20 protein-coding genes are annotated in these 23,668 nt (G+C 44.6%); 5 read left to right on the top strand and 15 right to left on the bottom strand.

Going from position 1 to position 23,668, the window contains the following annotated elements; translation table 11 throughout:
* Positions 1-15 precede the first annotated feature (15 nt).
* From rnd to D8S93_RS08135, 7 genes are all read right to left on the bottom strand, one after another.
* On the bottom strand, positions 16-1,134 hold the full coding sequence (rnd, locus tag D8S93_RS08165; RefSeq protein ID WP_082244853.1) for a ribonuclease D: 1,119 nt from the start codon (positions 1,132-1,134) through the stop codon (positions 16-18).
* A gap of 79 nt (positions 1,135-1,213) precedes the next feature.
* On the bottom strand, positions 1,214-2,905 hold the full coding sequence (gene fadD / locus D8S93_RS08160; protein ID WP_268979821.1) for a long-chain-fatty-acid--CoA ligase FadD: 1,692 nt from the start codon (positions 2,903-2,905) through the stop codon (positions 1,214-1,216).
* A 106-nt stretch (positions 2,906-3,011) separates the two neighbouring features.
* Positions 3,012-3,866 (bottom strand): alpha/beta fold hydrolase, encoded by an 855-nt coding sequence (locus D8S93_RS08155; protein ID WP_152812716.1) that lies wholly within the window; start codon positions 3,864-3,866, stop codon positions 3,012-3,014.
* 6 nt (positions 3,867-3,872) lie between these two features.
* A complete protein-coding gene (locus tag D8S93_RS08150) occupies positions 3,873-4,430 on the bottom strand; it encodes a Slp family lipoprotein (protein ID WP_152812714.1) in 558 nt (185 codons plus the stop codon).
* A 41-nt stretch (positions 4,431-4,471) separates the two neighbouring features.
* Positions 4,472-4,777, bottom strand: coding sequence for a hypothetical protein (locus tag D8S93_RS08145; protein WP_012842040.1), 306 nt, complete (start codon positions 4,775-4,777; stop codon positions 4,472-4,474).
* A gap of 60 nt (positions 4,778-4,837) precedes the next feature.
* A complete protein-coding gene (tsaB, locus tag D8S93_RS08140) occupies positions 4,838-5,539 on the bottom strand; it encodes a tRNA (adenosine(37)-N6)-threonylcarbamoyltransferase complex dimerization subunit type 1 TsaB (RefSeq protein ID WP_005396049.1) in 702 nt (233 codons plus the stop codon).
* Positions 5,540-5,568: 29 nt separating this feature from the next.
* A complete protein-coding gene (locus D8S93_RS08135) occupies positions 5,569-7,509 on the bottom strand; it encodes an ATP-dependent DNA helicase (protein WP_152812712.1) in 1,941 nt (646 codons plus the stop codon).
* Positions 7,510-7,727: 218 nt separating this feature from the next.
* On the opposite strand from D8S93_RS08135, the gene purU reads away from it, so the two are divergent.
* Complete coding sequence (gene purU, locus D8S93_RS08130; RefSeq protein ID WP_005382206.1) at positions 7,728-8,561, top strand: formyltetrahydrofolate deformylase; 834 nt, start codon at positions 7,728-7,730, stop codon at positions 8,559-8,561.
* Positions 8,562-8,635: 74 nt separating this feature from the next.
* Here purU and D8S93_RS08125 read toward each other — a convergent pair whose 3' ends face one another.
* A complete protein-coding gene (locus D8S93_RS08125) occupies positions 8,636-9,235 on the bottom strand; it encodes a VOC family protein (protein ID WP_152812710.1) in 600 nt (199 codons plus the stop codon).
* A 220-nt stretch (positions 9,236-9,455) separates the two neighbouring features.
* Between D8S93_RS08125 and argS the strand changes: the two genes are divergently transcribed.
* The gene (gene argS / locus D8S93_RS08115) at positions 9,456-11,189 is read left to right on the top strand and encodes an arginine--tRNA ligase (protein ID WP_047009521.1); all 1,734 of its coding nucleotides are present in this window, start codon (positions 9,456-9,458) and stop codon (positions 11,187-11,189) included.
* A 126-nt stretch (positions 11,190-11,315) separates the two neighbouring features.
* The gene (locus tag D8S93_RS08110) at positions 11,316-11,744 is read left to right on the top strand and encodes an HIT family protein (protein ID WP_152812706.1); all 429 of its coding nucleotides are present in this window, start codon (positions 11,316-11,318) and stop codon (positions 11,742-11,744) included.
* 93 nt (positions 11,745-11,837) lie between these two features.
* Here the strand turns inward: D8S93_RS08110 and D8S93_RS08105 are convergent, their stop codons facing one another.
* The 5 genes from D8S93_RS08105 to znuA all read right to left on the bottom strand — a co-directional run bounded on the left by D8S93_RS08105 (position 11,838) and on the right by znuA (position 19,862).
* Positions 11,838-12,068, bottom strand: a complete 231-nt coding sequence (locus D8S93_RS08105) for a FeoC-like transcriptional regulator (RefSeq protein ID WP_005396058.1) — start codon at positions 12,066-12,068, stop codon at positions 11,838-11,840.
* Positions 12,065-14,341: a Fe(2+) transporter permease subunit FeoB gene (gene feoB / locus D8S93_RS08100; protein ID WP_152812705.1), complete on the bottom strand. Its 2,277-nt coding sequence runs from the start codon at positions 14,339-14,341 to the stop codon at positions 12,065-12,067. The genes D8S93_RS08105 and feoB overlap by 4 nt, the downstream gene beginning before the upstream one ends.
* Positions 14,341-14,568 carry a FeoA family protein gene (locus D8S93_RS08095; RefSeq protein ID WP_005382190.1) on the bottom strand — a complete coding sequence of 76 codons (228 nt, stop codon included), beginning with the start codon at positions 14,566-14,568 and terminating at the stop codon, positions 14,341-14,343. The genes feoB and D8S93_RS08095 overlap by 1 nt, the downstream gene beginning before the upstream one ends.
* A gap of 827 nt (positions 14,569-15,395) precedes the next feature.
* Positions 15,396-18,773 carry an AraC family transcriptional regulator gene (locus D8S93_RS08085; RefSeq protein ID WP_152812703.1) on the bottom strand — a complete coding sequence of 1,126 codons (3,378 nt, stop codon included), beginning with the start codon at positions 18,771-18,773 and terminating at the stop codon, positions 15,396-15,398.
* A 201-nt stretch (positions 18,774-18,974) separates the two neighbouring features.
* On the bottom strand, positions 18,975-19,862 hold the full coding sequence (gene znuA, locus D8S93_RS08080) for a zinc ABC transporter substrate-binding protein ZnuA (protein ID WP_006742703.1): 888 nt from the start codon (positions 19,860-19,862) through the stop codon (positions 18,975-18,977).
* Between the two features lie 78 nt (positions 19,863-19,940).
* Between znuA and znuC the strand changes: the two genes are divergently transcribed.
* Together znuC and znuB are read left to right on the top strand one after the other, a co-directional pair.
* Positions 19,941-20,729, top strand: coding sequence for a zinc ABC transporter ATP-binding protein ZnuC (gene znuC / locus D8S93_RS08075; RefSeq protein WP_006742704.1), 789 nt, complete (start codon positions 19,941-19,943; stop codon positions 20,727-20,729).
* Positions 20,722-21,507, top strand: a complete 786-nt coding sequence (znuB, locus tag D8S93_RS08070) for a zinc ABC transporter permease subunit ZnuB (RefSeq protein WP_005396067.1) — start codon at positions 20,722-20,724, stop codon at positions 21,505-21,507. Before znuC ends, znuB begins: the two co-directional genes overlap by 8 nt.
* Before the next feature lie 71 nt (positions 21,508-21,578).
* Here the strand turns inward: znuB and sucD are convergent, their stop codons facing one another.
* Positions 21,579-22,451 carry a succinate--CoA ligase subunit alpha gene (gene sucD, locus D8S93_RS08065; RefSeq protein WP_005382181.1) on the bottom strand — a complete coding sequence of 291 codons (873 nt, stop codon included), beginning with the start codon at positions 22,449-22,451 and terminating at the stop codon, positions 21,579-21,581.
* Positions 22,451-23,617, bottom strand: a complete 1,167-nt coding sequence (sucC, locus tag D8S93_RS08060) for an ADP-forming succinate--CoA ligase subunit beta (protein ID WP_046874251.1) — start codon at positions 23,615-23,617, stop codon at positions 22,451-22,453. Before sucC ends, sucD begins: the two co-directional genes overlap by 1 nt.
* Positions 23,618-23,668: the final 51 nt, after the last annotated feature.

The raw sequence follows: 23,668 nt of genomic DNA, 5'->3' as shown, positions 1-23,668 counted from the left end.
CCTTTTAATCTTTTATTACTTTAATGCTTTGTTCATCTTGTCGCCAAGTAGATCCAAACGCCACCCTTGCATCAAGTCAGGCAACACTTCTGGATCGCGATCTTTTTTCCACACCCAACTGATCAACTGATTAATCTGCTTTTTAGAAGCAAGGAACTCCGTCGCTAAGCCAGACTTCTGCGACGCCGATTTCACTATGTCTTTCATATTTTTGAAGACTTGTTTGTAACCTGGATAATCCATTAAGCGTTCAATTTTCGCTGGATACTCTTCAGAAGGTGTTTGCTTCGCTTGTTTAACAATCGCGGCAATCTTCGCGCCATGGCGGTTAATCGCTCGGATATCAATATCTTCTGCTTCCATCTTCTTAAAGTTCGTTAAGCCAAGACGAGCGACTGTTAATAGGTCACCTTCTTTGAAGATAAAGTTCAGCGCTAAATCTCGTTTGATTGCTTCACGATAACGCCACGTCGCCAATGGCTTTAAAATCGCCAGTTCAGAAGGTTTTAACTGCCAAGCACCTTTAATATCAAGGTAGGCATTCTCCTCATTAGTGACGCGAATGCGTTTTGAAACCAACAAATCACTTTCTTGTTGTACGGCTTCCCACCAACCTGCTTGCGTCACCTTATCGAACAGCTTTTCGTATAACGGTAATAAGTAATGCACGTCTGCAGCAGCATAATCTAATTGCTTTTGCGTCAACGGTCGGGCCATCCAGTCAGTACGTGATTCACTTTTGTCGAGCTCTACGCCTAAATATTCTTCCACCAGCGATGCGAAGCCTGTTGATAGACCGTGACCAAGAAAGGCCGCCATCAACTGTGTATCTACCATAGGGAATGGAGTGCAACCAAATGCGTTTTGGAAAACTTCTAAATCTTCACCACATGCGTGCAGCACTTTTAGCACAGAAGTATCTTTTAATAGCGCTACGAACGGCGTCATATCCGTTAATTCGGTCGGATCAATCAGCGAGAGGCGATTACCATCGAAAAGCTGAATCAGACCTAACTGCGGGTAGAAAGTGCGAATACGGACGAATTCGGTATCCAGCATCACTACATCTGCCTCTCGGGCGTGAATGCAAACTTCTTCTAGGTCTTTGTTTTTGGTAATAATTTGATAATTCACATACTTCTCGCTATAAAAAATGCCAGCAAAACGCTGGCATTCTATCATTTTTTAAATCTCTCGACTCGACGAAATCGGCTTATGCGCTTTTCTTCGCAAGTTCAGCGTCATTCTCTTCGCGTAAAACACGACGCAAGATCTTACCGACATTGGTTTTAGGTAAGTCTTCGCGGAACTCAACCAACTTAGGTACTTTATAGCCAGTTAAGTGTTCTCGACAATGCGTAATAACTTCATCTTTGGTCAAGCTCGGGTCGCGTTTCACGACATAAATCTTCACTAATTCACCAGAGACTTCGTGCGGTTGACCAATAGCAGCCACTTCAAGGACTTTGCCGTGTAGTGCTACAACGTCTTCGATTTCGTTCGGGTAAACATTAAAGCCTGATACCAAGATCATGTCTTTCTTACGGTCAACGATGTGCAGGAAGCCTTCGTCATCGAACTTAACAATGTCGCCGGTTGATAGCCAGCCGTCTTCGTTAATCGTATCTTTCGTTGCTTCAGGTCGTTGCCAGTAGCCTTGCATAACCTGAGGGCCACGGACTTGAAGCTCACCAGTTTCAGTATTCGCAAGAGCGTTGCCTTCTTCGTCCACAATGCGAACTTCCGTTGATGGCACAGGCAGACCAATCGATCCATTGTATTCAACAAGGTCATGCGGATATGCCGCAACCAATGGAGAACACTCGGTTAGGCCGTAACCTTCTAGTAGGTAACAACCCGTGGTCTTCTGCCATCTTTCAGCCACTGAGCGCTGCACTGCCATGCCGCCGCCAACGGCTAAACGTAGATTACTGAAATCCAACTCGTGGAAGTCTTCGTTGTTGATCAAAGCATTAAATAAGGTGTTCACGCCCGTAATCGCAGTAAACGGATGCTTTTGTAGCTCTTTCACGAACCCTGGAATATCTCTAGGGTTGGTAATAAGTAAGTTACGACCACCCATTTCGACAAACAGCAGACAGTTTACGGTAAGAGCAAATACGTGATACAGCGGTAACGCTGTCACGACTAATTCACGCCCCGGAGATAAGACCGGTCCGTACGCGCCTTTTGCCTGTAAAACGTTCGCAATCATGTTGCGGTGAGTCAGAATCGCACCTTTCGCGACACCTGTCGTCCCCCCCGTATATTGCAGGAATGCAATGTCATCCCCAGACATAAACGGTTTAACGTATTGTAGACGACGACCTTTACGTAGAGCCTGACGCATTGAGATTGCACCAGGTAAATCATACTTAGGCACCATGCCCTTAACGTACTTCACGACAAAATCGACAATCGTACCTTTCGCTCGTGGCAGCATTTGACCAAGGCTGGTTAACACCACGTGTTTAACTGGTGTTTTATCGACGATTTGTTCTAGCGTGTTCGCAAAGTTAGATACAATCACAATCGTCGTCGCACCTGAGTCATTCAATTGGTGTTCAAGTTCACGAGGAGTGTAAAGTGGGTTAACGTTTACGGCGATACAACCTGCACGCAAAATACCAAACAACGCCACTGGGTATTGCAGTAGGTTTGGCATCATCAGAGCAACACGGTCACCCTTTTGCAGTTTTAACTCGTTTTGCAGATACGCTGCGAATGCGCGACTACGCTCTTCCAATTTACGGAAGGTCATAACCGAGCCCATGTTCATGAATGCTGGTTGGTCTGCATATTTTTGTACAGACTGCTCAAACATTTCTACCAAAGACTCATATTGCTCTGGATTAATGGTTTCAGGTACGTCACTTGGATAACGTGAAAGCCATGGTTTATCCACGATGTTACTCCTCGTTTATAACTGGCTAAAAAATAGCGTCCTTTTTATTTTGAAAGCTATTACAGCACAGCGAACGTGCTTGAGCACGCAACTCTCAAACACTTGTTTAAATTTTGTTAACTACACCAAGAATTCGCGCTGCGACCTCGAGTATTTGCTCTAAATGACAGTGATGACCACCCTTGACAGAAACCACTTGCGGTGGGTTCTCTCCCCAATCAGCTTGGTTAGATGGTAAATTCTGAAATCCTTGATCACCTAATACAATCAAATGAGGACAACGTATTTGGCTGGTAATCGAGTTAGCATGCGCTTGCGCCATTCGGTAAAGCGACGCACATTTTAACTTGGCGTCATGCCGCCAATACCATTTATCTCCTCGCTGCTCTGTACCACGCTCGACTATCGGTAGAAGCTGCTCAGCGGTTAATTGGTTGGCTTGCATGCGTAATTTTAACGCCAGATCGAAGGAGGCAATGGCTCGCTCTGGCTTGTTTTGCTGTCTTATTCGACTTAAAACGCCATCGCGAAGACGAGGCAAACTGTTAATAGGCTCTTCAGTAAGAGGTCCTGCTCCCTCAATTTGCACAAGACCTTCGACCTGCTCTGGAAACGCAGCACTATAGCAACTTGCGATTAAAGCACCAAGTGAATGCCCTACTAATATCAGTCTGTTTGGTGATAATTCGTCCAAAAACTGATACAAATCGGCAATATAGTCGTGAAAGGGGTAATAATTATCGTGAGATTTATGACTCGATAAACCGTGACCAAAATGATCGATGGCGAGGAGGTGTAAGTGAGGATTAAGTTGGTTCAACTGCTCCATGAGCGCTTTAAAGCTGCCCGCATTATCTAACCACCCATGAAGAAAAACGACTGACAAGTCAGCCGTTTTCTCGTTCCCTATCTCAAGGGCTGCCATTTTGCCGGCAGGAAGCTCGAATTGACGCTCATGCATCGCAGATTATTTGACCTGTTTTATCACTTTACCGTCTTGTGGGAAATCATTACGCCACATGCGGCAGTTAATCGAGTAACATGGGTAAAAGTAGGTTGGCGAGTCATACATGCGTACACGTTCTTCAATTTTCCATAAACGATACCCTTCCCCCTTAATAATCGGGAAGATGTAACCGTGCTCACCGATCTTTCCTTCTTCTTCCCCTGCTCCTTTGCCTACAACCGTCACCAAACGGCCTTCACTAAAGGCGACAGGCTCTAAATAGCCATCAAAATAGGCGACAAAACGTCCCGTAGGCTCTTCATCAATATCCGGTTTACCAGATTTACTGATTGGTAGGTTTACAATCTCTAGACGGGTTTTATCTTTAAAGTTATCCACTTTAGCGATGATTCCACCAAGGCGAACATCTTCACTCACTTGCCTCTGAGACTCAGCAAAAGCTTTATAGTCTGTAACGACCAATTCTGTGCTTGCATTTAGCTCCTCTGGCAACGAGCTACACGCAGACAAACCAACCGTAGCAAATAATGCGAGAAAAAACCGTCCAAAAACCTTCATAAACCACCTTTCAATATTAGTAACCCCAAGCAGGGGAGATCTCACACGTAAATATCGACACCAAGTAATTGAGCCAGTTCCTCTTTTTTAGCTCGATTCATGACATCCATGTACTGCTCCATTGCTTTACGTGCGCTCCCTTCAGGAAGGTCATATTGCACTTGAGCTCGGTGAATTTGGGACTCATCCACGTGTTTTATGGAGTGCGCCACAGCGTTAGCAACCTTTGAAGGCTGACCTACAGGCTGCTTTGTTTGTGATTTATCTACTTGCTTCTTTTTGCTGACTTTATTAGTGCGATTTGCACCGGGAATCAAAGAAGGAGGCAAGCCATTAATCGACGCCATAGCACTCCATAAAAATACAGGGCAAACGCCCTGCTTTTTGTCAGGTTAATGAAAAACGGACTATTCGCGACCAGGAAGTTTTTTCCATGTCACATTATCGCGTAGATAAACTGGGCTAGAATCTTCTACCGGCACAGTATTACCCTTTTTAAATTCTTGTTCAGCAAGAATCACGATGTCTTGTGAATCAGGGTACAGAACCTCACCATGCGTCAAATTAAATGGTAGGTCTGCTAATACTTCTTGGTATGCATCCCAACCAGTACCTGCTGTCGTCCACATTTTGTCGTCTGCCTGTGCTTCTTCAGTTAGACGTGCTGGTGGAATAACACACTCTTCATCAATACCAACCCATTCACCATTGTCTTGACGAGAATAGCGCGCCCAATAAACTTCACTCATACGTGCATCAATGGCAACAGCGACATTGGTCACACCATGTAAACGATGGCTACCTTGAGCCATCGCAGCCAGCGTTGAAACGCCGATCATAGGTAAGTCAGCACCGAACGCCAAACCTTGTGCGATACCAATACCGATACGAACGCCAGTAAAGCTACCTGGACCACGTCCAAACGCTAACGCATCTAGCTCTTGTAGAGTCAGGCCAGCTTCTTTAAGTACTTCATCAACCATTGGCAGTACTTTTTTGGTGTGATCGCGTGGTGCAACCGCGCTACGTGAAATCACTTGATCATTAGCCAACAACGCAACTGAACAGTTTTCAGTCGCTGTATCGATAGCAAGAATTTTTGCGCTCATTTAACTCTCTACAACTCTCATTTATTGGGTTATGCCTCAGCACTTGCGTCTGTGACAGATTGTTCTGCTTTCAGGAATGCTTTGATTCCATCTAAGTCTCGCGTTCTTGGGATAGGTGGTAGGCTTCCGAGGAAAATACCACCGTAGTCTCGCGTGACGAGGCGATTATCACAAATAATCAACGTACCGTGATCCTTCTGATCTCGAATTAATCGCCCTACACCCTGCTTTAACGTAATCACTGCATCCGGGATTTGTACTTCAGCAAATGGTTCACCGCCACGTAATCGACAATCCTCGATACGGGCTTTAAGTAACGGATCGTCAGGGGCGGTAAACGGTAATTTGTCGATAATAACACAGCTCAGCGCATCACCTCTAACATCAATCCCTTCCCAGAATGCGCCTGTCGCCACGAGTAAAGCGTTACCCAGCTCCATAAACTCTGCCAAGGTTTTCTGCTTACTCATCTCCCCTTGCATTAACACAGGCAGCTCAAGTACTTCTCGGAACTTCTCACCTAGTTCACGCATCATGCTGTGCGAGGTACATAAAAAGAAGCAGCGACCATCATTTTCTTCAATCACCGGAGCAAGCATTCGGACTAACTTATCCGCTAAGCCGTTACTGTTTGGCTCTGGCAGATACCTTGGCACACAAAGGCGCGCTTGTTTTTGATAATCAAAGGGGGACGGCAGAGAAAATTGCTTTGTAGGCTTGAGGCCAAGGCGCTCAGTAAAGTGCTTGAAGTCGCCCGATACGGCTAGGGTTGCTGACGTGAAAATCCACGCGCCTTGTTTAATCTCTATTTGCTCATGGAACTTGTCCGCGACAGAAAGAGGCGTAATGTGCAGAGCGAAATGACGAGGCGAGGTGTCGTACCAGTATGAGTAACCGGTAATACCGACATCACATACCCGGTCGATGCGGCCTTTGATCAAATTGGCACGTTCAAAGGCGGTATCCAGTAATTGACTGCGCCCTAAGGCTATTTTGAGAACATCAATCGCCAATTCGAGGCTATCAGTTAAGCGCAACAATTCTCGCTTAATAGAGCCTGATTGCAACGCCTCACGCCAGTTGCCACGAAAGCCAGGCTCACCCAGTACAATCCGCATGTCCATTGCGCTTTGCATGAGTTTGTCGCCCACTTTTTGCAATTGGCGCATATCTTTTGCTTCGGTGCGATAGGCTATTTCAATGTCTTTGGCAAGATCGTGAATTTGGCGACTTGATACTGACTGGCCGAAATATTCGCTCGCAATATCTGGCAACTGATGAGCTTCATCAAAAATAAACACATCGGCTTCTGGAATCAGTTCGCCAAATCCTGTTTCTTTGATCGCTAAATCAGCAAGAAACAAGTGATGGTTCACCACAACAATGTCGGAATCCATGGCGCGCTTACGCGCTTTCAATACAAAGCAATCGGTGTAGCTCGGACACTCTTTACCTAAACAGTTATCATTGGTTGAAGTGATGGTTGGAATGATCATGCTGTCTTCTGGCAGATCATCACAATCACCAAGGTCACCTGTTTTGGTTTCTGATGACCAAGCACGCACTTTAACCAATTGAGTTAATAGCGTCGGGTCAGATTCATTAGTATGGCTTTCGACCATTTGGCGGCTCAAGCGATCCAAACACAGATAATTAGAACGCCCTTTTAATAACGCCACTTGACCATAAAAACCAAGCGCATTGACCATGAGCGGTAAGTCACGATGGTACAACTGCTCTTGCAAGTTTTTCGAGCCTGTACTGATGATCACTTTTTTACCGCTCAACAGCGCTGGGACTAGGTAGGCGAAGGTCTTACCGGTTCCGGTTCCAGCCTCTACCACCAACTGGGTTTGATCTTTGATCGCACTGCTGACGGCTTCCGCCATATCGATTTGTGGCTGACGAGCTTGAAAGCCCGGAATGGCCTTACCTAACGCGCCATCAGAGGAAAAAGTTTTTGCGATCATGCTTGGTATTGAGTTTGAAAAATTATCGAGAGTATATCAGAGGAATAGGAGTGACATCAGCCCACAATCTGACCAGCTTGCGGCGACACACGGATATTTTGTTGAAACCAACGTAAGAATAGATTATTTATGGTGAAACATGGCAGTACAGTTACACCCGCCAGGGAATAATAACAAATTCGTACGCTAAAATATTAATGCATGGAAGTACCTGATTTATGGAAAAGAAAACACTGTTGACCCACTGTTCTGACGCCCCGGGTCTCATCTCGAAAATCACTAATATCTGTTACAAGCACCAACTCAACATCGTTCACAATAACGAATTTGTTGATAATACCAGTGGCCACTTTTTCATGAGAACGGAGTTGGAGGGATACTTCAACGATCAAACGTTTCTTGCCGATTTGGACCAAGCACTCCCGCAAGGCGCTAAGCGTAAATTGGTTGGCTCTCGCCGTAAGCGCATCGTCATTCTCGTCACAAAAGAAGCGCATTGTTTAGGCGATATTCTGATGAAAACCTACGATGGAAGCCTAGATGTTGAGATCGCTGCTGTGGTGGGGAATTACGACAAACTGCAAACTCTCACTGAGCGCTTCGACATTCCTTACCACCACGTGACCCATGAAAACCTTAGCCGTGAAGAACACGAGCAGAAGATGCTAGAAGTGATCGATCAATACGATGCTGACTTTTTGGTGTTAGCTAAATACATGCGCGTATTGACGCCTACGTTTGTTGAGAAATACCACCACAAAATCATTAATATTCATCACAGCTTCTTACCTGCTTTTATTGGCGCTAAGCCATATCAACAAGCTTACGATCGCGGTGTGAAAATCATCGGTGCAACGGCACACTTCGTGACCAATGATTTAGATGAAGGGCCGATCATCAAGCAAGACGTAATTCCTGTCGACCATACATTCAATGCCCAAGATATGGCACAAGCGGGACGCGATGTAGAAAAGAATGTGTTGAGCAAAGCTTTGAATAAAGTGATCAATGACCACGTATTTGTTTACGGCAATAAGACGGTTATCCTTTAAGTTCATAGCATTTGAAAAAAGAAAGGGTTGCTCATTTGGCAACCCTTTCTTCTTAATAGTTGTTCAGAGCTCACTTATTCAGCCTGCTCAGACTCCACAATACGCTTAAGTGAATGCGGGTGCAGCTTGATACAAATGCCTTGGTACTTAAACGCCACGGTTGGGTTGTTCAAGCGTTCGCCTTCCCCTTTCGGGCTCGACAATTTGCTCTTTACACCCAGCTCTTTTAACTCATCAAAACGCGCGCCAAACGCTGGGTAAGTGTGTTTCAAATCAGCAAGAAACTCATCTGCGGTTTCGGCATGAGACGGAATCACAAACTCCACATGTTCCCAGCTTTCATTTGGGTAGATTTTGCCTTCCGCAGGGTATGGCAGCTCTAGACACTCAATCTTCCAGCCACGGCTTTCCAACGCTTTGTCGAATTCGATAACGATGATTGGGCGACCGTTTATTTTCGCTTGTGAAATCACCTTACCGTATTGATTCCATGCTTCATGCGCGGCTTTCGCTGTTTCAGTATCATTAATACGCAGCGCAATATGGTCAGCTTGAGCAAAGCTCAGATCCAGTTTTAACAGGGTTGCAAGCTCTTCAATCTTCGCCATAAATTCGTCCAGATCTTGGATCATCAATTCAGGCGTTAGGCGCTTTTCAACTAGTTGAGTCGTCATTGTGGCTCTCTTATGGGGCGATTTATCTCATTACTTTGAGCGCAATAGTAAACGCAAACTAAGCCACATTTCCATTCAATCGAAAAAGTAAAAATTTCGCCTATTCATCTCTGTATGAAAAGCAATAAAGTTGTTATGATTAGCCCCATTTTTGTGAACTCTAACAGAGCTCGGCGTACATTTTGCCGAGTTCTTTGTCCTTGAATTGAAGGAAACGCGTGTGAATATCCAAGCACTTATTAATGACAAAGTATCTCAGGCTCTAGAAGCCGCTGGCGCACCTGCAGGCAGTCCTGCAGCCGTTCGCCAATCAGCAAAGCCACAATTTGGTGATTACCAAGCAAACGGCGTAATGGGCGTTGCTAAAAAACTGGGTACTAACCCTCGAGAATTTGCACAGAAAGTACTGGATGTTCTAGACCTAGATGGTATTGCGAGCAAAACAGAAATCGCTGGCCCTGGTTTCATCAACATTTTCCTAAGCGAAGAGTTCCTTGCGAAACAAGCCGACGCGGCGCTAGCAGACGAACGTCTTGGCGTAGCTAAAGAAGAAGCACAAACCATCGTCGCTGATTACTCTGCACCAAACGTAGCAAAAGAAATGCACGTTGGTCACCTACGTTCAACCATCATCGGTGATGCGGTAGTACGTACGCTTGAGTTCCTAGGTCACAAAGTGATCCGCGCGAACCACATCGGCGACTGGGGTACTCAGTTTGGCATGCTTATCGCAAACCTTGAGCGTGTACAACAAGAGTCTGGCGAAGTTTCTATGGAACTTGCGGACCTCGAAGGCTTCTACCGTGAGTCGAAAAAGCTGTACGATGAAGATGAAGAGTTCGCAGTAAAGGCGCGAAACTACGTGGTAAAACTGCAAAGCGGTGACGAGTACTGTGCAGAAATGTGGAAAAAACTCGTTGATGTAACCATGATCCAAAACCAGCGCAACTACGACCGTCTAAACGTGTCACTGACTCGTGACGACGTAATGGGCGAAAGCATGTACAACGACATGCTTCCTAAGATCGTTGCAGACCTAAAAGAACAAGGTCTTGCCGTTGAAGATGATGGCGCGCAAGTTGTATTCCTAGATGAATACAAGAACAAAGATGGCGAACCAATGGGCGTTATCGTTCAAAAACGCGATGGTGGTTTCCTATACACAACAACAGATATCGCATGTGCAAAATATCGTTATGAAGAGCTAAGCGCAGACCGTGTGCTTTACTTCATCGACTCACGTCAACACCAGCACCTAATGCAAGCTTGGACGATTGTTCGTAAAGCGGGCTACGTGCCAGAGTCAGTATCTCTTGAGCACCACGCGTTCGGCATGATGCTGGGTAAAGACGGAAAGCCATTCAAGACTCGTGCGGGTGGTACCGTTCGTTTGGCAGATCTTCTGGATGAAGCAGAAGTTCGCGCAGCACAGCTGATCGAATCTAAAAACCCTGAACTAGATGCAGAAGAAAAAGAGAAGATCTCTAAAACAGTTGCAATGGCAGCGGTTAAATACTCTGACTTATCTAAACACCGTACGACTGACTACGTGTTCGATTGGGACAACATGTTAGCGTTTGAAGGTAACACAGCACCATACATGCAATATGCATACACTCGCGTAGCTTCAATTTTCGCTAAAGCTGGTGTTGCTATGGACGCTCTCCAAGGTGACATCAAAATCACTGATGAGAAAGAGAAAGCACTTATTGCTAAACTTATGCAGTTCGAAGAAGCGGTGCAATCTGTTGCTCGCGAAGGCCAACCACACATCATGTGTAACTACCTATTCGAACTAGCAGGTCAGTTCTCTAGCTTCTACGAAGCGTGCCCTATCCTAGTTGCTGAAGACGAAGCAGTGAAACAAAGCCGTCTGAAACTAGCTGCGCTAACAGCGAAGACCATCAAGCAAGGTCTGTCTCTACTGGGTATCGATACTCTAGAGCGTATGTAATCCGCTTTTACGTAGTTAGCTTAAGTAGCACACGCTAAATGATGACAAAGGTTGACGTGAAAGCGCCAACCTTTTGTTTTATCTGTCGTATACTAATTCAAACTAAAAATTAATCGGACAGCAATAATGAGTTTTGAACTTCATCCTCAATTGGCAAAAGACACTTCGGTGATTGGTCACTTCCCACTTTGCGTCGCACTTCTTCATAAAGATAATGCTGTGCCATGGATTATCTTGGTGCCTAAACGCGAAAATTTGAAAGAGTTACACCACTTGCCAATGCAAGAGCAACAACAGTTTTTGCTCGAATCTCAAGCGGTAAGCCAAGCACTCGAAGCGACATTCCGCCCAGACAAGTTAAACCTTGGTGCCCTAGGTAACATGGTGCCACAGCTGCACATTCACCATGTTGCTCGCTTTAAAGACGATATGGCATGGCCGGGACCAGTTTGGGGTAACACCAAAGGTGAGTTTCGTACTGACGAAGAACAAGAAGAGATTCTTAACCGAATTCGTAATGTGTTGTCGTTAAGCTCTATCTTCCGTAAAGCGTAACCGTTATATAACTTTTAATTCAGGCAGAAAGTAAAAAGCCGCATCATTGCTGATGCGGCTTTGTTGTTTTTGCGCGATGGTTCATTGCTCTTACTACATGGTTACGGTAAGTGACAAACCATCGTGCTTTGTGACTGCATAGCGTATTCGCGTTATATGATGAGCTTTATTTGTATCTACCAAGCGAGAAATGCGACCTTTGTTAATCCATACACTTAACATGGCGTCTGCACCGTCTTCACTCATTCCGAACTGTTTTGCTAGCTCAGATTGGGAAACCGTTCCTTTTTCGGCAATATATTGATAAAGCTCTTTTAAAATCATACGACTTGCGCCTCAAACTCGCCTTGATGTTTCTTGCCTACGCGCTTGAAAACGCGGTACGTGCCAAAGAAAATCGCAATAATTGCGGCAATCCAAACGCCGCTGGTGATAGGGCTATCAGCGAAATGCATAAGCTGATGATAGAAAGTCGCACTCAAGTACGCGAGCCCCATTGTCCATACCGCTATAAAGCGCGCAAAGTTATTGCCGAATTCTCGAACATAGGCACCCATCGCAGCCACACAAGGAGTGTAAAGTAAGATAAAAATTAGGTACGCAAAAGCAGCATGACCAGAAACAAATTTCTCTTTTATGTTACCAAAGATCGATTCATCAATTTCTTGCTCCTCTGCGACTGCATGAGAATCTGCTAAATCACCGACGTCAATCCCCAGAGGATCAGAATAGCTCAGCCCTGCTAGGTTTTCAGGAATGCTCATCACCGCTTCTTCTAGGCTACCCATAAGATCAAATTCTGCATCCTCTCCATCGGTTGGCGTAGTATATAAGCTGTTCAATGTGCCCACGACTGCCTCTTTCGCGAAGATACCAGTAATAATACCAACCGTTGCTGGCCAGTTATCCTCTTGAATACCAATTGGTGCAAACACTGGCGTCACAACCTGAGCGGCTTTTGATAGAACCGATTTATCACTGTCTTCATTACCGAATGTACCGTCAGTTCCTAGCGAGTTGAGGAAGCTCAAGATAGCAACAACCACTACGATGGTTTTACCTGCACCCAATACAAAACGCTTAAGTTTTTGCCAAGTTTTGATCACGACGTTCTGCAATGTCGGAAGCTCATAGTCAGGCATTTCCATCACCAAGCTATCACTGCTGCCAGGATACAGCGTGTGCTTGAGGAACAAACCGGTAAACACCGCGGCGACAATACCAAGTAGGTAAAGTGCAAACACAATGTTTTGACCAGAGCCTGGGAAGAAAGCGGCAGCAAATAAAGCGTACACAGGTAAGCGAGCACCACATGACATAAACGGTGCCATCGACGCAGCCAACTTGCGCTCACGCTCTTGGTCTAGCGTGCGCGTTGCCATGATCGACGGAACGTTACAGCCAAAACCAAGAACCAAAGGGACAAACGCTTTACCCGGCAAGCCGATTTTCTGCATCACTTTATCAAGCACAAACGCAGCACGTGCCATGTAACCCGAGCTCTCAAGCACAGCAAGGAATAAGTACAAACACGCAATGACCGGGATAAAGGTCGCAACTGTTTGAATACCGCCGCCTAAACCATCAGCAATCACCGTAACTAGCCATACGGGGAGGTGACCATCTAATAAGTGGTGTCCACCATCAACCAGCAATGCGCCTACACCAATGTCAAAAAAGTCGATAAATGCACTACCGATGTTAATCGAGAACATAAACATCAAGTACATAACCACAAAGAAGAATGGGATCCCAATCCACTTGTTCAAAATAAACTGGTCGAGTTTTTCAGTCACGCTACGGCTTAGCTTGCCTTCGCTTCGGCGAACTTTTTTACACTGTTCATGCAGGTATGTGTACTTGGTATCCGCGACATGCAAATCGATATCCAAGTCTAAAGTCGCAGTGACTTCCAACACTTTGCTTCTATCAATATCGGAAAGGCTATTGAGAACCATCGTGTCTTTTTCAAGCGCACGAATCGCTAATGCACGATGGGCGACGGTTTGATCGTTAAAAAGTGCGGAAACAGTTTGAATCGCCGACTCCATCTTTTCACCGTAATGCAAAGATAACTCTTTAAGCGCGACCCCTTGAACAATGAACTTATGAAGTTTTTCTTTAAACTCTGCAACTTGAGTTTTATTGGTTGCAGATAAACTTACTACAGGACAACCTAACGTTTTCTCAAGCTCTGAAACGTTAATCATTTGACGTTCACGTTTTAGCGCATCCATTTTGTTGAGAACAACAATCATAGGACGGCCAAGTTCGCGAAGTTGTAACGTCATATATAAGCTGCGCTCTAAACTCGTGGCATCAACCACGTTGATAATCAGGTCGGCAGGATGAGTTAGAACCGCACGCGATGCAATGGATTCATCAATACTATTGCTATCATTACCACTGTCTAACGAGTAAATGCCAGGAAGGTCAGTGAGCAAAAACTCGTCACCCGCATGTTTGAATTGTCCCGTTTTCTTTTCAACGGTGACGCCTGCCCAGTTACCAACTTGCTGTTTTGCACCAGTCAAACCATTAAATAGCGTCGTTTTACCACTATTAGGATTACCTACGGTAAGCACTTGATATTGCATTACACTCGCTCCACTTCAATTTTCTGAGCAATGGTTTCTCGCAATGCGACAGACACACCACGGACTTCGACTTGTAAAGGATCGCCCATTGGAGCACGTCGAATCACTTTGACTTCTGTATTGGGAAGCAGCCCCATTACCATGAGTTTCTTTCTGATATCTGATGAAAGACCATCTAACAACCGAATCGTCACCGTATCGCCAGGATTAATCTCTGATAACTTCATAGTGGCCCTTAAGAGTATTGCTAATGAGAAATATTATTATTTAATAAGTTTAGGCTGCCAATATTACTCTTCTATAACCCTTCAATCCTTGTGTGAAATCAAAGATTTCATAAATGTTTTCATGCTTTCAAACGTCAACTCCGTAAATTTCCTCTCGTTATTTACGTCAAAATTAACAATTAAAAATCACGACCAATGAAATAAAAATGTCACAAACAAATGGTAAAGATAAAAATTCCCAAATAAAACAACGGTTTAGATGACATTTAAAACTTTGTCGCTTTTCTCATATCAACATGGCGTTATTTTTATAAGAAAAATAAGTAACCTCTCGTATAGTTACTCCATCGAGAGGGCAACCTCTTAAATGAATTCCAGAGGTGGCATGGCAACATGTCACTCCGGCAGCAAGCGAAGGTGTCATTGACACCCGTGGTATAGTCCCCCCGGCTATACCACGATATTTTTTTTCATCTCTCTCTAAACTCTTTATCTTATCCACCTTTTCAGCACAGTTCTGTTTTCACGAATTTCGCATACCCCCACTACTCAAATGAACCAACGCACTCTAGATACAAAAATACAACCATTCATATATTTGTCGCCGTAGGTAAATCCGTCCTCTTAAGCCATGTATGGTTATAGCTAAGAACAGCGCTACTAACAGATAGAGCGTGACCGTGCTTACGTATTGAGAATGGATTTGTAGGCTAGATGTGATGAAGAAGCAATGAGAATCACTGCATTGGTAGCTCTAGAATAGTAGAGCACTATAAGCAGCTCCCCAGTCTTTTGAATATTCACTAGGGAGTGTGTTATGAGGTTTTTTAGTTGGTTTCTTGGCTTTCTTGAGTCAAAGCAAACTTGGAAGGAGGCAAACCAAAATGCAATTTAAACTTTTGGCTAAAGTAAGAAGGATCATTAAAGCCGCAGTTAAACGCTACTTCGCTGATTTTCTCGCCCGCTAATAACTGCTCACACGCCGTTTCTAAACGAACTTCGGTTACATAATCTTTTAACGTTCTTGACGAGGCTGATTTGAAGCGCCTCTGTAAAGAGCGTTCTGACATGAACAGCATTTTAGCCGCTAAAGCAGTACCAAACTCAGGGTCATGGTAATGCTCAGCCACCAGCTGATAGACTTTTTGCAACCATTCTTTCTCTGGGGTCACTTTATCTTCGACGATAGGTTCAGACTCAAATTCTTGCAGAGGTTCATCCACATAACTCACCTCCTTCGCAGTTGGCCATGTAATTTCGGTTTTATTTTGAGCGTCGGAAGTAAACACCGCCAAGTATCCTCCACTCGTGGTCACTAACTGGGTAAGATGATCAATACTCAATTCAGAGTGGTTCATATTAGATGGACGCCAGGTCGTCACTTTATTAGGCAGTTGCGTCCCATAATCAAGAAAACTCAATGAAACAATATCATTGCCCTCTTCTAGCATAATTCTCACCGTTTGGCCTCGGAAAGAACGCTTGATGATATTGGCAAAAATGCTGTTGAAGATAACATCAAGGTTAAAGCTTTCCAGAGCAATTCGACTTGTTTTTCTCTCATCTTCAAGCTCCACCATAATCCCAGCCTTCGCAAAATCATCTTGCCATACATCAACCACCGATTGAGTTATCTGACTCAAATTGTAATTGTGACTGCCGCCGCTAGCTTCACCAGGAACACTTTTTAACTCATTTAATTGCCATGTCGTTTTCGCCAGATGATCTTCCGTAGCTGCATCCAAAGGTATGGGTAATTTTGCCGCTATAAAATCCACACTGGACTTAATAGATTGCGCCACGTGATCAACCAACAGGTTTCTGACTTGAATCTGTTTACGTAGCTGTTGGTTACTCGTCAACAACACTCGGCTTTGATGCCTCAACTGGTTAGTTTTGAGTGTCACTTGCGCAGCTAAATCACGGTTAGCCTGTACAACATAGCGAGAACGCCAGTACATAAGTAGTGCAACCATGGCAATACTCGCGACCACAAAACCTAAAATTGCGAGTTGCGATAAATACCAAGGATTAAGCACAATAAAATACGACTCGAGCCCAACCAATCCAGCAGCGACTTGAGACTCATTACTTACCTGCAGATGGTATTCACCGGAATTGAGATGCTCTAGAGTCAGTTGGCCTCCCTCTAGCGCTTGCCAAGGATCATCGCTATTCAATCGATAATACAAATTTTGGCTGTCTGGTTTTGGCATCACGCCAAATAAGAAACTTAGAGAAGAGCCATACGGTAATTTTATTCCATTCAAATCGGCGCTACCAACTTGTAGAACCTCGTTTTCAAGCACAACTTGGCTCACGATAAACTTCGACTCTGGAGGGTTGGACACAAGCAGCTGGGATGCTTCAGCTTTTACCAACCCGTATTTCGACCCTAAGACGAGCTCTCGCTCACCACCTTCTTTTTGCTGTATAACACTGCAAATTCCTGGTAGAAACTCGTTGTTCATTAAGCCAGACGCCGATGAATAATGTTTCACTAATTCACCCGAAAGGTGGTAATAGCTTAATCCGACAGAAGAGGCTAACCACACACCTTGCCTGTCTCTGATCAAGCAAGCAGGTCGCGCGTTGGGCACACTCATTTCAACAACATGTTTCTCGTCACTTCCTTTAATCGTTTTAAAAACGCCGTAAGATGACGCAAACCACTGACTGCCATCAACCGCCGTGACCATGTCTAATGATTCACCAAATTTTTCGGAGTAGCGGATGAACTGGATGTTTTCATTGCTGTATTGATAAACCCCATGATCGGTCCCTATCAATAGAGAATCTTCAGTGTCGTATAAACGCGTAACCTTAGCTGGTAAGTACTGACTTACTAGCCACTCACTTCCAAAGTTTCTTACGCTTTGCTGGGTTATATCAACATTGTAAAGATGGTATCCACTTGATACCCAGAGACGATCATTACCATCTACAGTCACGTGCTCCACTGCGTGTCCAGCCATAACCTGTAAATAAGGAAATGTCACTTTGTTAAGACCATTCAACTCGAATATTTCGAGCCCTTTAGAGGTCGCAAGCCAAAGCATCCCACCTTGAAATGCAAATTCATTGATCTGCGAATCAAGCTCCAAGACTTTGATGTTGCCACTCTCACCTGTCCGATAAAGCTTTCGGTCATCCGCGAACCAAAGTACATCATCAGGTCCTGTGGCGGTTTGTCGAATTCGCCCTGATAAAGTTTGCGAGTCATAACTACTGAAGGTTACTCGTTCAAACTTTTTACTAAACAAGGAGTAATAACGAATGCCTTGGTTAGTCGCGATCCACATCCCTCCCATGTTGTCACTCAGTAGCGAATAGATCTTTGTATTATCCAGCTCCAGTTCAAGAAAGCTTGCAGGCTCGACTTCTGTCACTTCACCTGACAAGAATGAGTATAAATACAGACCATGCTCAGTCCCCACCCAGTACTCTTGATTTGTCTCAGCGAAAGTCAATACATGAGAACCGCCAATCTTAATCACCTCTTTATCAGGTTGATAAATATTGAAAATTAATGCCCCACGCAACGTTCCTACCAGAATTTCTCTGCGCGTGTGTGAGTAGTAGATCTTTTCAATGTAGTTCTGACCTGAAGCGACTACATGGTCAAACTTATCTCCTTCTGAAAGATAAAAGCCAGAAGTTGTAGCAAGTGCCCACTTCTCTTCGAGCAGAACTGCATCGTTAATATAAACATAGCTATTGTTGCTATGTTGATAGAGCTGCAACAAAGAAAAGGACTTTAACTCGCTAGTATCGATGTTGTAAGTATAGAAATGTGCGCCATCACTAACCCAAATATAATCTTCAGAAGAACCGATTTTTCTTATTTGCGACCCGGGGTTTAAGCTAAAGACTAAACGTCTTTCTTGATTTGGATAAGTTTGGTACACCTCATTCTCAACAAAGGTCCAGAACGAGCCTTCATGATAAGCCAGTTGCTTGGCAGACGTTTGTAAAAAACTGCCTGATTTAGGTAGGATATTTTGGCCATCATAAAACAACACCCGCCCATGCACGTCGTGAATCCACAAGCCTCCTTGCTCACCCAAGAACAATTTTTTAGCCGCAATAAAAGTACCCTTAACCTGAGTCGGCAAAGGGTAAAAGATGGCATTCGCATTATGAAGAGCAAATGCTTGGAAAGATAGGAAAAAGCCCAACAAGACAAGGGCTAATTGGCGTAGCAAGACGAAAACCTTTTATATCAACTTGTGCTCGGCGCTCACCGTCCATATCTTCTACAGCATGGACTTATACGGTTATTTTGAGCTGCTAATTATTGATAATGATATCTCAATTACTGTTTGAGAAAAGGCTCGCCTTGCCAAAGGTTGTAATTCTTACTACTGGATCACGTTAAAAGGACTATTCCTACACAACAACACTACTTAATCCGTCTTTTGGCTCAAGCACTGCTCAAAATTATTCGCCATATTGTTGAGAAAAGTAAAGTAACTGCCCGGTTTTGCTTCAATTGTGCTCCCTAATGGGTCAAGTTCACCTTTGGCAACTTTGCTACCTCGCATCACGCTCTGAACGACAGCTGGAGTAAACTGAGGTTCAGAAAACACGCAGGCTACATCTCCTGAACTTAACTTTTGACGAATTTGGATTAAGGTTTTTGCGCCCGGCTTACGATCCGGGCTCACGGTGAAGTGCCCCATTTGATTTAACTCATAACGCTCTTCGAAATAACCATAAGCATCGTGAAACACAAAGTAACCTTTGTCTTTCACTGGCGATAATTTCTTCTTGATCTCTAGGTCCGTCTGGCTGAGCTCAGTTTCAAATTTTTTAAGGTTTTCTTGGTACTGTGCTGCATTTTCCGGATCAAGTGATCCCAGTTGATTCACGACAGCCTTGGCAACTTGTTGTGCTTGACTTACACCTAACCAAAAGTGCGGATCATGTGAACCATGATCGTGGCCATCATGGTCATGGTTGTGCTCACTATCAAACTCACGCAAATCTAGATCTGGAATTTGACTAATAGTCAGCGTATTCGATCTGTCTGACACGACTTTTTCCAGAAACGGTTCGAGATCATGTCCGTACCAAATAACTAAATCAGCAGAAGCGATTTTCTTAACATCCGATGGGCGTAAAGCGTAATCATGGGGCGAAGTGTTAGACTGCAGTAATACATCTGGCGAAGTCACCCCTTGAGTAAGTTCTGTCACTAATAACTGAATAGGTTTGATACTCGTTAGTACCGTTACTGCGTGTGCTGGCAACGTTAGCATCGCGGACGCAGCAAGAATTAATGCTCTTTTCATAGTTTTACTTGGGATATGGTGTAGAAAGTGTGATAATGTTACATTATAACATTATTGATTTGCAAATGAGTTTCATTCATGTCTTCCTTAGTCCATCTTGAGCACTTATGCGTCGAGTTCGATGGCCGCAGAGTTCTCGACAACATTAGTATGGAATTACAAAAGGGCAAAATAACAACCCTAATTGGTCCCAATGGAGCGGGAAAATCAACGTTAGTCAAAGTCATTTTAGGCCTTCAAAAACCGACTAGCGGCAAATTAAACCGACAAAGAAAACTAAAAATTGGTTATGTTCCTCAAAAATTGAAACTCAATGACTCTCTTCCATTGAATGTCACCCGTTTTCTAAATTTAGCAGGAAAATACAGTAAACAAGAATGTATTGATGCATTAAGGCTTGTTGGCGCTGAGCATTTAATTAGTAGTAACATGCATCGCTTATCAGGTGGTGAAAACCAACGCGTATTACTTGCGCGTGCTTTGCTTCAACGCCCAGAGCTGTTAGTGCTAGATGAACCTGCGCAGGGTGTGGATATTCAAGGTCAAATCGATCTCTACGATCTAATTGAAAGCATTCGTCACCGATTCGATTGCGGTGTATTTATGGTGTCACACGACTTACATTTAGTAATGGCCAAAACAGATGATGTCATTTGTCTGCATCACCATGTTTGCTGCTCTGGTTCACCTGCCACGATTACTCAGCACCCTTCTTACATCGCGCTATTTGGCAATGCAGCGAGAGAATCGCTCGCGTTTTATCATCACGACCACGAGCATCATCATCACGATTTATCCGGAACGCCAGTAACTGGCGATGCGACATCATGCTCCAACCATAAACACGGACATCATCACCATGATTGAGTTTCTTCTACCTTCTATTCTTGCTGGTATTGGCATCGCGATCATTGCAGGTCCTCTTGGGTCATTTGTCGTTTGGCGCAAAATGGCTTACTTCGGTGATACCCTGGCACATGCTTCATTGATGGGTTTGGCATTAGGCTTTCTGCTAAACGTGAACCTTTATCTTGCACTACTCGTTTGCTGTTTAGCACTCGCGGTATTGCTCGTGACATTGCAGAAACAACAACTGGTCGCAACCGATACGCTTCTGGGTATACTTGCCCATAGCGCATTATCTGTTGGTCTAGTTTCTGTTAGTTTCTTGGATAATGTCCGTGTTGATCTGATGAGTTACTTGTTCGGTGACTTACTCGCAGTATCTCCGCAAGATCTGATGTTCATTTACGCAGGTGTCGTTGCTGTTAGTGTGTGTCTTTACGTTTTTTGGCGACCTTTATTGTCGAGCACAGTTAGTGAAGAGCTTGCTGCCGTCGAGGGCGTCAATACAGACTTGGTTAGATTGGTGTTAATGCTTATGGTAGGTGTTGTGATTGCCGTAGGAATGAAGTTTGTTGGGGCACTTATCATGACTTCTTTGCTGATCATCCCAGCAGCAACAGCACGTAAGGTCTCTTCATCACCAGAGCAAATGGCACTGTTCGCATCTATTATTGGCTCTGTGGCAGTACTAATGGGGCTTAGCCTATCATGGCACTTCGATACGCCGGCTGGCCCATCAGTAGTAATCAGCGCAACATCTCTGTTTATGCTTAGCCAATTTATTCGCCAAAAATCGTAAAAAGTACCTTGATACAAAAAAGCCTAGCAATAATTGCTAGGCTTTTTTAGCTTTAAGCTTCGAGTTGGAAATTACCAGCCCGTTACTTCACGTAGACCTTGGCCGATCTCTGCTAGAGATTTCACAGTCTTAACGCCCGCCGCTTCTAGTGCAGCAAATTTGTCTTCAGCAGTACCTTTACCGCCAGAGATAATCGCACCAGCGTGGCCCATACGTTTACCAGGAGGAGCAGTTACACCAGCAATGTAGGAAACCACTGGCTTCGTTACGTTTTCTTTAATGTATGCTGCTGCTTCTTCTTCTGCTGTACCACCGATTTCACCGATCATAACAATCGCTTCAGTTTCAGGGTCTTCTTGGAACAGTTTTAGGATATCAATGAAGTTTGAACCTGGGATTGGGTCACCACCAATACCAACACAAGTAGACTGGCCGAAACCTTCGTCTGTTGTTTGCTTAACTGCTTCGTAAGTTAGAGTACCGCTGCGAGATACGATACCTACTTTACCTTTCTTGTGGATGTGACCAGGCATGATACCGATCTTACACTCGTCAGGAGTGATAACACCCGGACAGTTAGGACCGATCATACGAACGCCAGTTTCTTCTAGCTTCACTTTCACGTCGATCATATCTGTTGTAGGGATACCTTCAGTGATTGTTACGATTAGCTCGATGCCCGCATCAATCGCTTCTAGGATTGCATCTTTGCAGAAAGGTGCTGGCACGTAGATGACTGTCGCTGTTGCGCCAGTTGCTTCTACTGCTTCGCGTACTGTGTTGAATACAGGTAGGCCTAGGTGAGTTTGGCCACCTTTACCAGGAGAAACGCCACCAACCATCTGAGTGCCGTATGCGATAGCTTGCTCTGAGTGGAAAGTACCTTGACCACCAGTGAAACCCTGACAGATTACTTTAGTGTCTTTGTTAATTAATACAGACATTATTTAGCCTCCGCAGCAGCAACAACTTTCTGAGCAGCATCCGTTAGCGACTCAGCAGCAATGATATCAACATCAGAATTAGCAAGAACTTCGCGACCTAAGTCTGCGTTAGTACCTTCTAGACGAACAACAACTGGTACGCTTACGCCTACCTCTTTAACCGCACCGATAATACCTTCTGCGATCATGTCACAACGAACGATACCACCGAAGATGTTAACAAGTACTGCTTTCACATTGTCATCAGATAGGATGATCTTGAATGCTTCTGCAACACGCTCTTTCGTCGCGCCGCCACCTACGTCTAGGAAGTTAGCTGGTTTGCCGCCGTGTAGGTTTACGATATCCATCGTACCCATTGCTAGGCCTGCACCGTTAACCATACAGCCAACGTTACCGTCTAGTGCTACGTAGTTCAGTTCCCACTGAGCTGCGTGCGCTTCACGCTCATCTTCTTGTGAAGGATCGTGCATTTCACGAAGCTTAGGCTGACGGTACAGTGCGTTTGAGTCGATGTTGATCTTACCGTCAAGACATAGTAGGTTGCCTTCGCCAGTAATCACAAGCGGGTTGATCTCTAGCAGAGCAAGGTCGTACTGAGAGAACATAGTGCCAAGACCCATGAAGATCTTAACGAATTGTTTGATTTGGTCACCTTCAAGACCAAGTTTGAACGCAAGCTCGCGACCTTGGTAAGCTTGTGGGCCTACTAGTGGATCGATTGCTGCTTTGTGGATAAGCTCCGGCGTTTCTTCCGCAACTTTTTCGATTTCCACACCACCTTCTGTTGAAGCCATGAAAACGATCTTACGGCTTGCACGGTCAACAACCGCACCTAGGTATAATTCGTTTGCAATGTTTGAAGCTTCTTCAACAAGGATTTTTGTAACTGGCTGACCGTTAGCGTCAGTTTGGTAAGTAACTAGGTTTTTACCTAACCACTTTTGTGCAAACTCTTTAACGCCTTCTTTTGTATCGTGCAGCTCTACACCGCCCGCTTTACCACGGCCACCAGCGTGAACCTGACATTTAACTACTTTCTTTTCTGTACTGATACGGCCTGCAGCTTCAAAAGCTTCTTGTGGTGTATCACACGCGTAGCCTTCTGGCACAGGCAAACCGAATTCTGCAAACAGCTGTTTGGCTTGGTATTCATGCAAATTCATTTCGATATTCCGTTTGTTTTTCCCTTAAGGGATTTATTATTTCCATAACGC

Origin of the sequence: Vibrio sp. VGrn 2 (assembly GCF_009361695.1) — a bacterium.
Classification (GTDB): domain Bacteria; phylum Pseudomonadota; class Gammaproteobacteria; order Enterobacterales; family Vibrionaceae; genus Vibrio; species Vibrio diabolicus.
Note: the sequence above shows the minus strand (reverse complement) of the source record. Positions and strands in the feature narration are given on the sequence as shown.

Bases quoted from the DNA above. Each gene is read 5' to 3' on its own strand.
- D8S93_RS08155 (WP_152812716.1), bottom strand. From the start codon at position 3,866: ATGCATGAGCGTCAATTCGAGCTTCCTGCCGGCAAAATGGCAGCCCTT.
- D8S93_RS08150 (WP_152812714.1), bottom strand. From the start codon at position 4,430: ATGAAGGTTTTTGGACGGTTTTTTCTCGCATTATTTGCTACGGTTGGT.
- D8S93_RS08145 (WP_012842040.1), bottom strand. From the start codon at position 4,777: ATGGCGTCGATTAATGGCTTGCCTCCTTCTTTGATTCCCGGTGCAAAT.
- tsaB (WP_005396049.1), bottom strand. From the start codon at position 5,539: ATGAGCGCAAAAATTCTTGCTATCGATACAGCGACTGAAAACTGTTCA.
- D8S93_RS08135 (WP_152812712.1), bottom strand. From the start codon at position 7,509: ATGATCGCAAAAACTTTTTCCTCTGATGGCGCGTTAGGTAAGGCCATT.
- purU (WP_005382206.1), top strand. From the start codon at position 7,728: ATGGAAAAGAAAACACTGTTGACCCACTGTTCTGACGCCCCGGGTCTC.
- D8S93_RS08125 (WP_152812710.1), bottom strand. From the start codon at position 9,235: ATGACGACTCAACTAGTTGAAAAGCGCCTAACGCCTGAATTGATGATC.
- D8S93_RS08110 (WP_152812706.1), top strand. From the start codon at position 11,316: ATGAGTTTTGAACTTCATCCTCAATTGGCAAAAGACACTTCGGTGATT.
- D8S93_RS08105 (WP_005396058.1), bottom strand. From the start codon at position 12,068: ATGATTTTAAAAGAGCTTTATCAATATATTGCCGAAAAAGGAACGGTT.
- feoB (WP_152812705.1), bottom strand. From the start codon at position 14,341: ATGCAATATCAAGTGCTTACCGTAGGTAATCCTAATAGTGGTAAAACG.
- D8S93_RS08095 (WP_005382190.1), bottom strand. From the start codon at position 14,568: ATGAAGTTATCAGAGATTAATCCTGGCGATACGGTGACGATTCGGTTG.
- znuA (WP_006742703.1), bottom strand. From the start codon at position 19,862: ATGAAAAGAGCATTAATTCTTGCTGCGTCCGCGATGCTAACGTTGCCA.
- znuC (WP_006742704.1), top strand. From the start codon at position 19,941: ATGTCTTCCTTAGTCCATCTTGAGCACTTATGCGTCGAGTTCGATGGC.
- znuB (WP_005396067.1), top strand. From the start codon at position 20,722: ATGATTGAGTTTCTTCTACCTTCTATTCTTGCTGGTATTGGCATCGCG.
- sucD (WP_005382181.1), bottom strand. From the start codon at position 22,451: ATGTCTGTATTAATTAACAAAGACACTAAAGTAATCTGTCAGGGTTTC.
- sucC (WP_046874251.1), bottom strand. From the start codon at position 23,617: ATGAATTTGCATGAATACCAAGCCAAACAGCTGTTTGCAGAATTCGGT.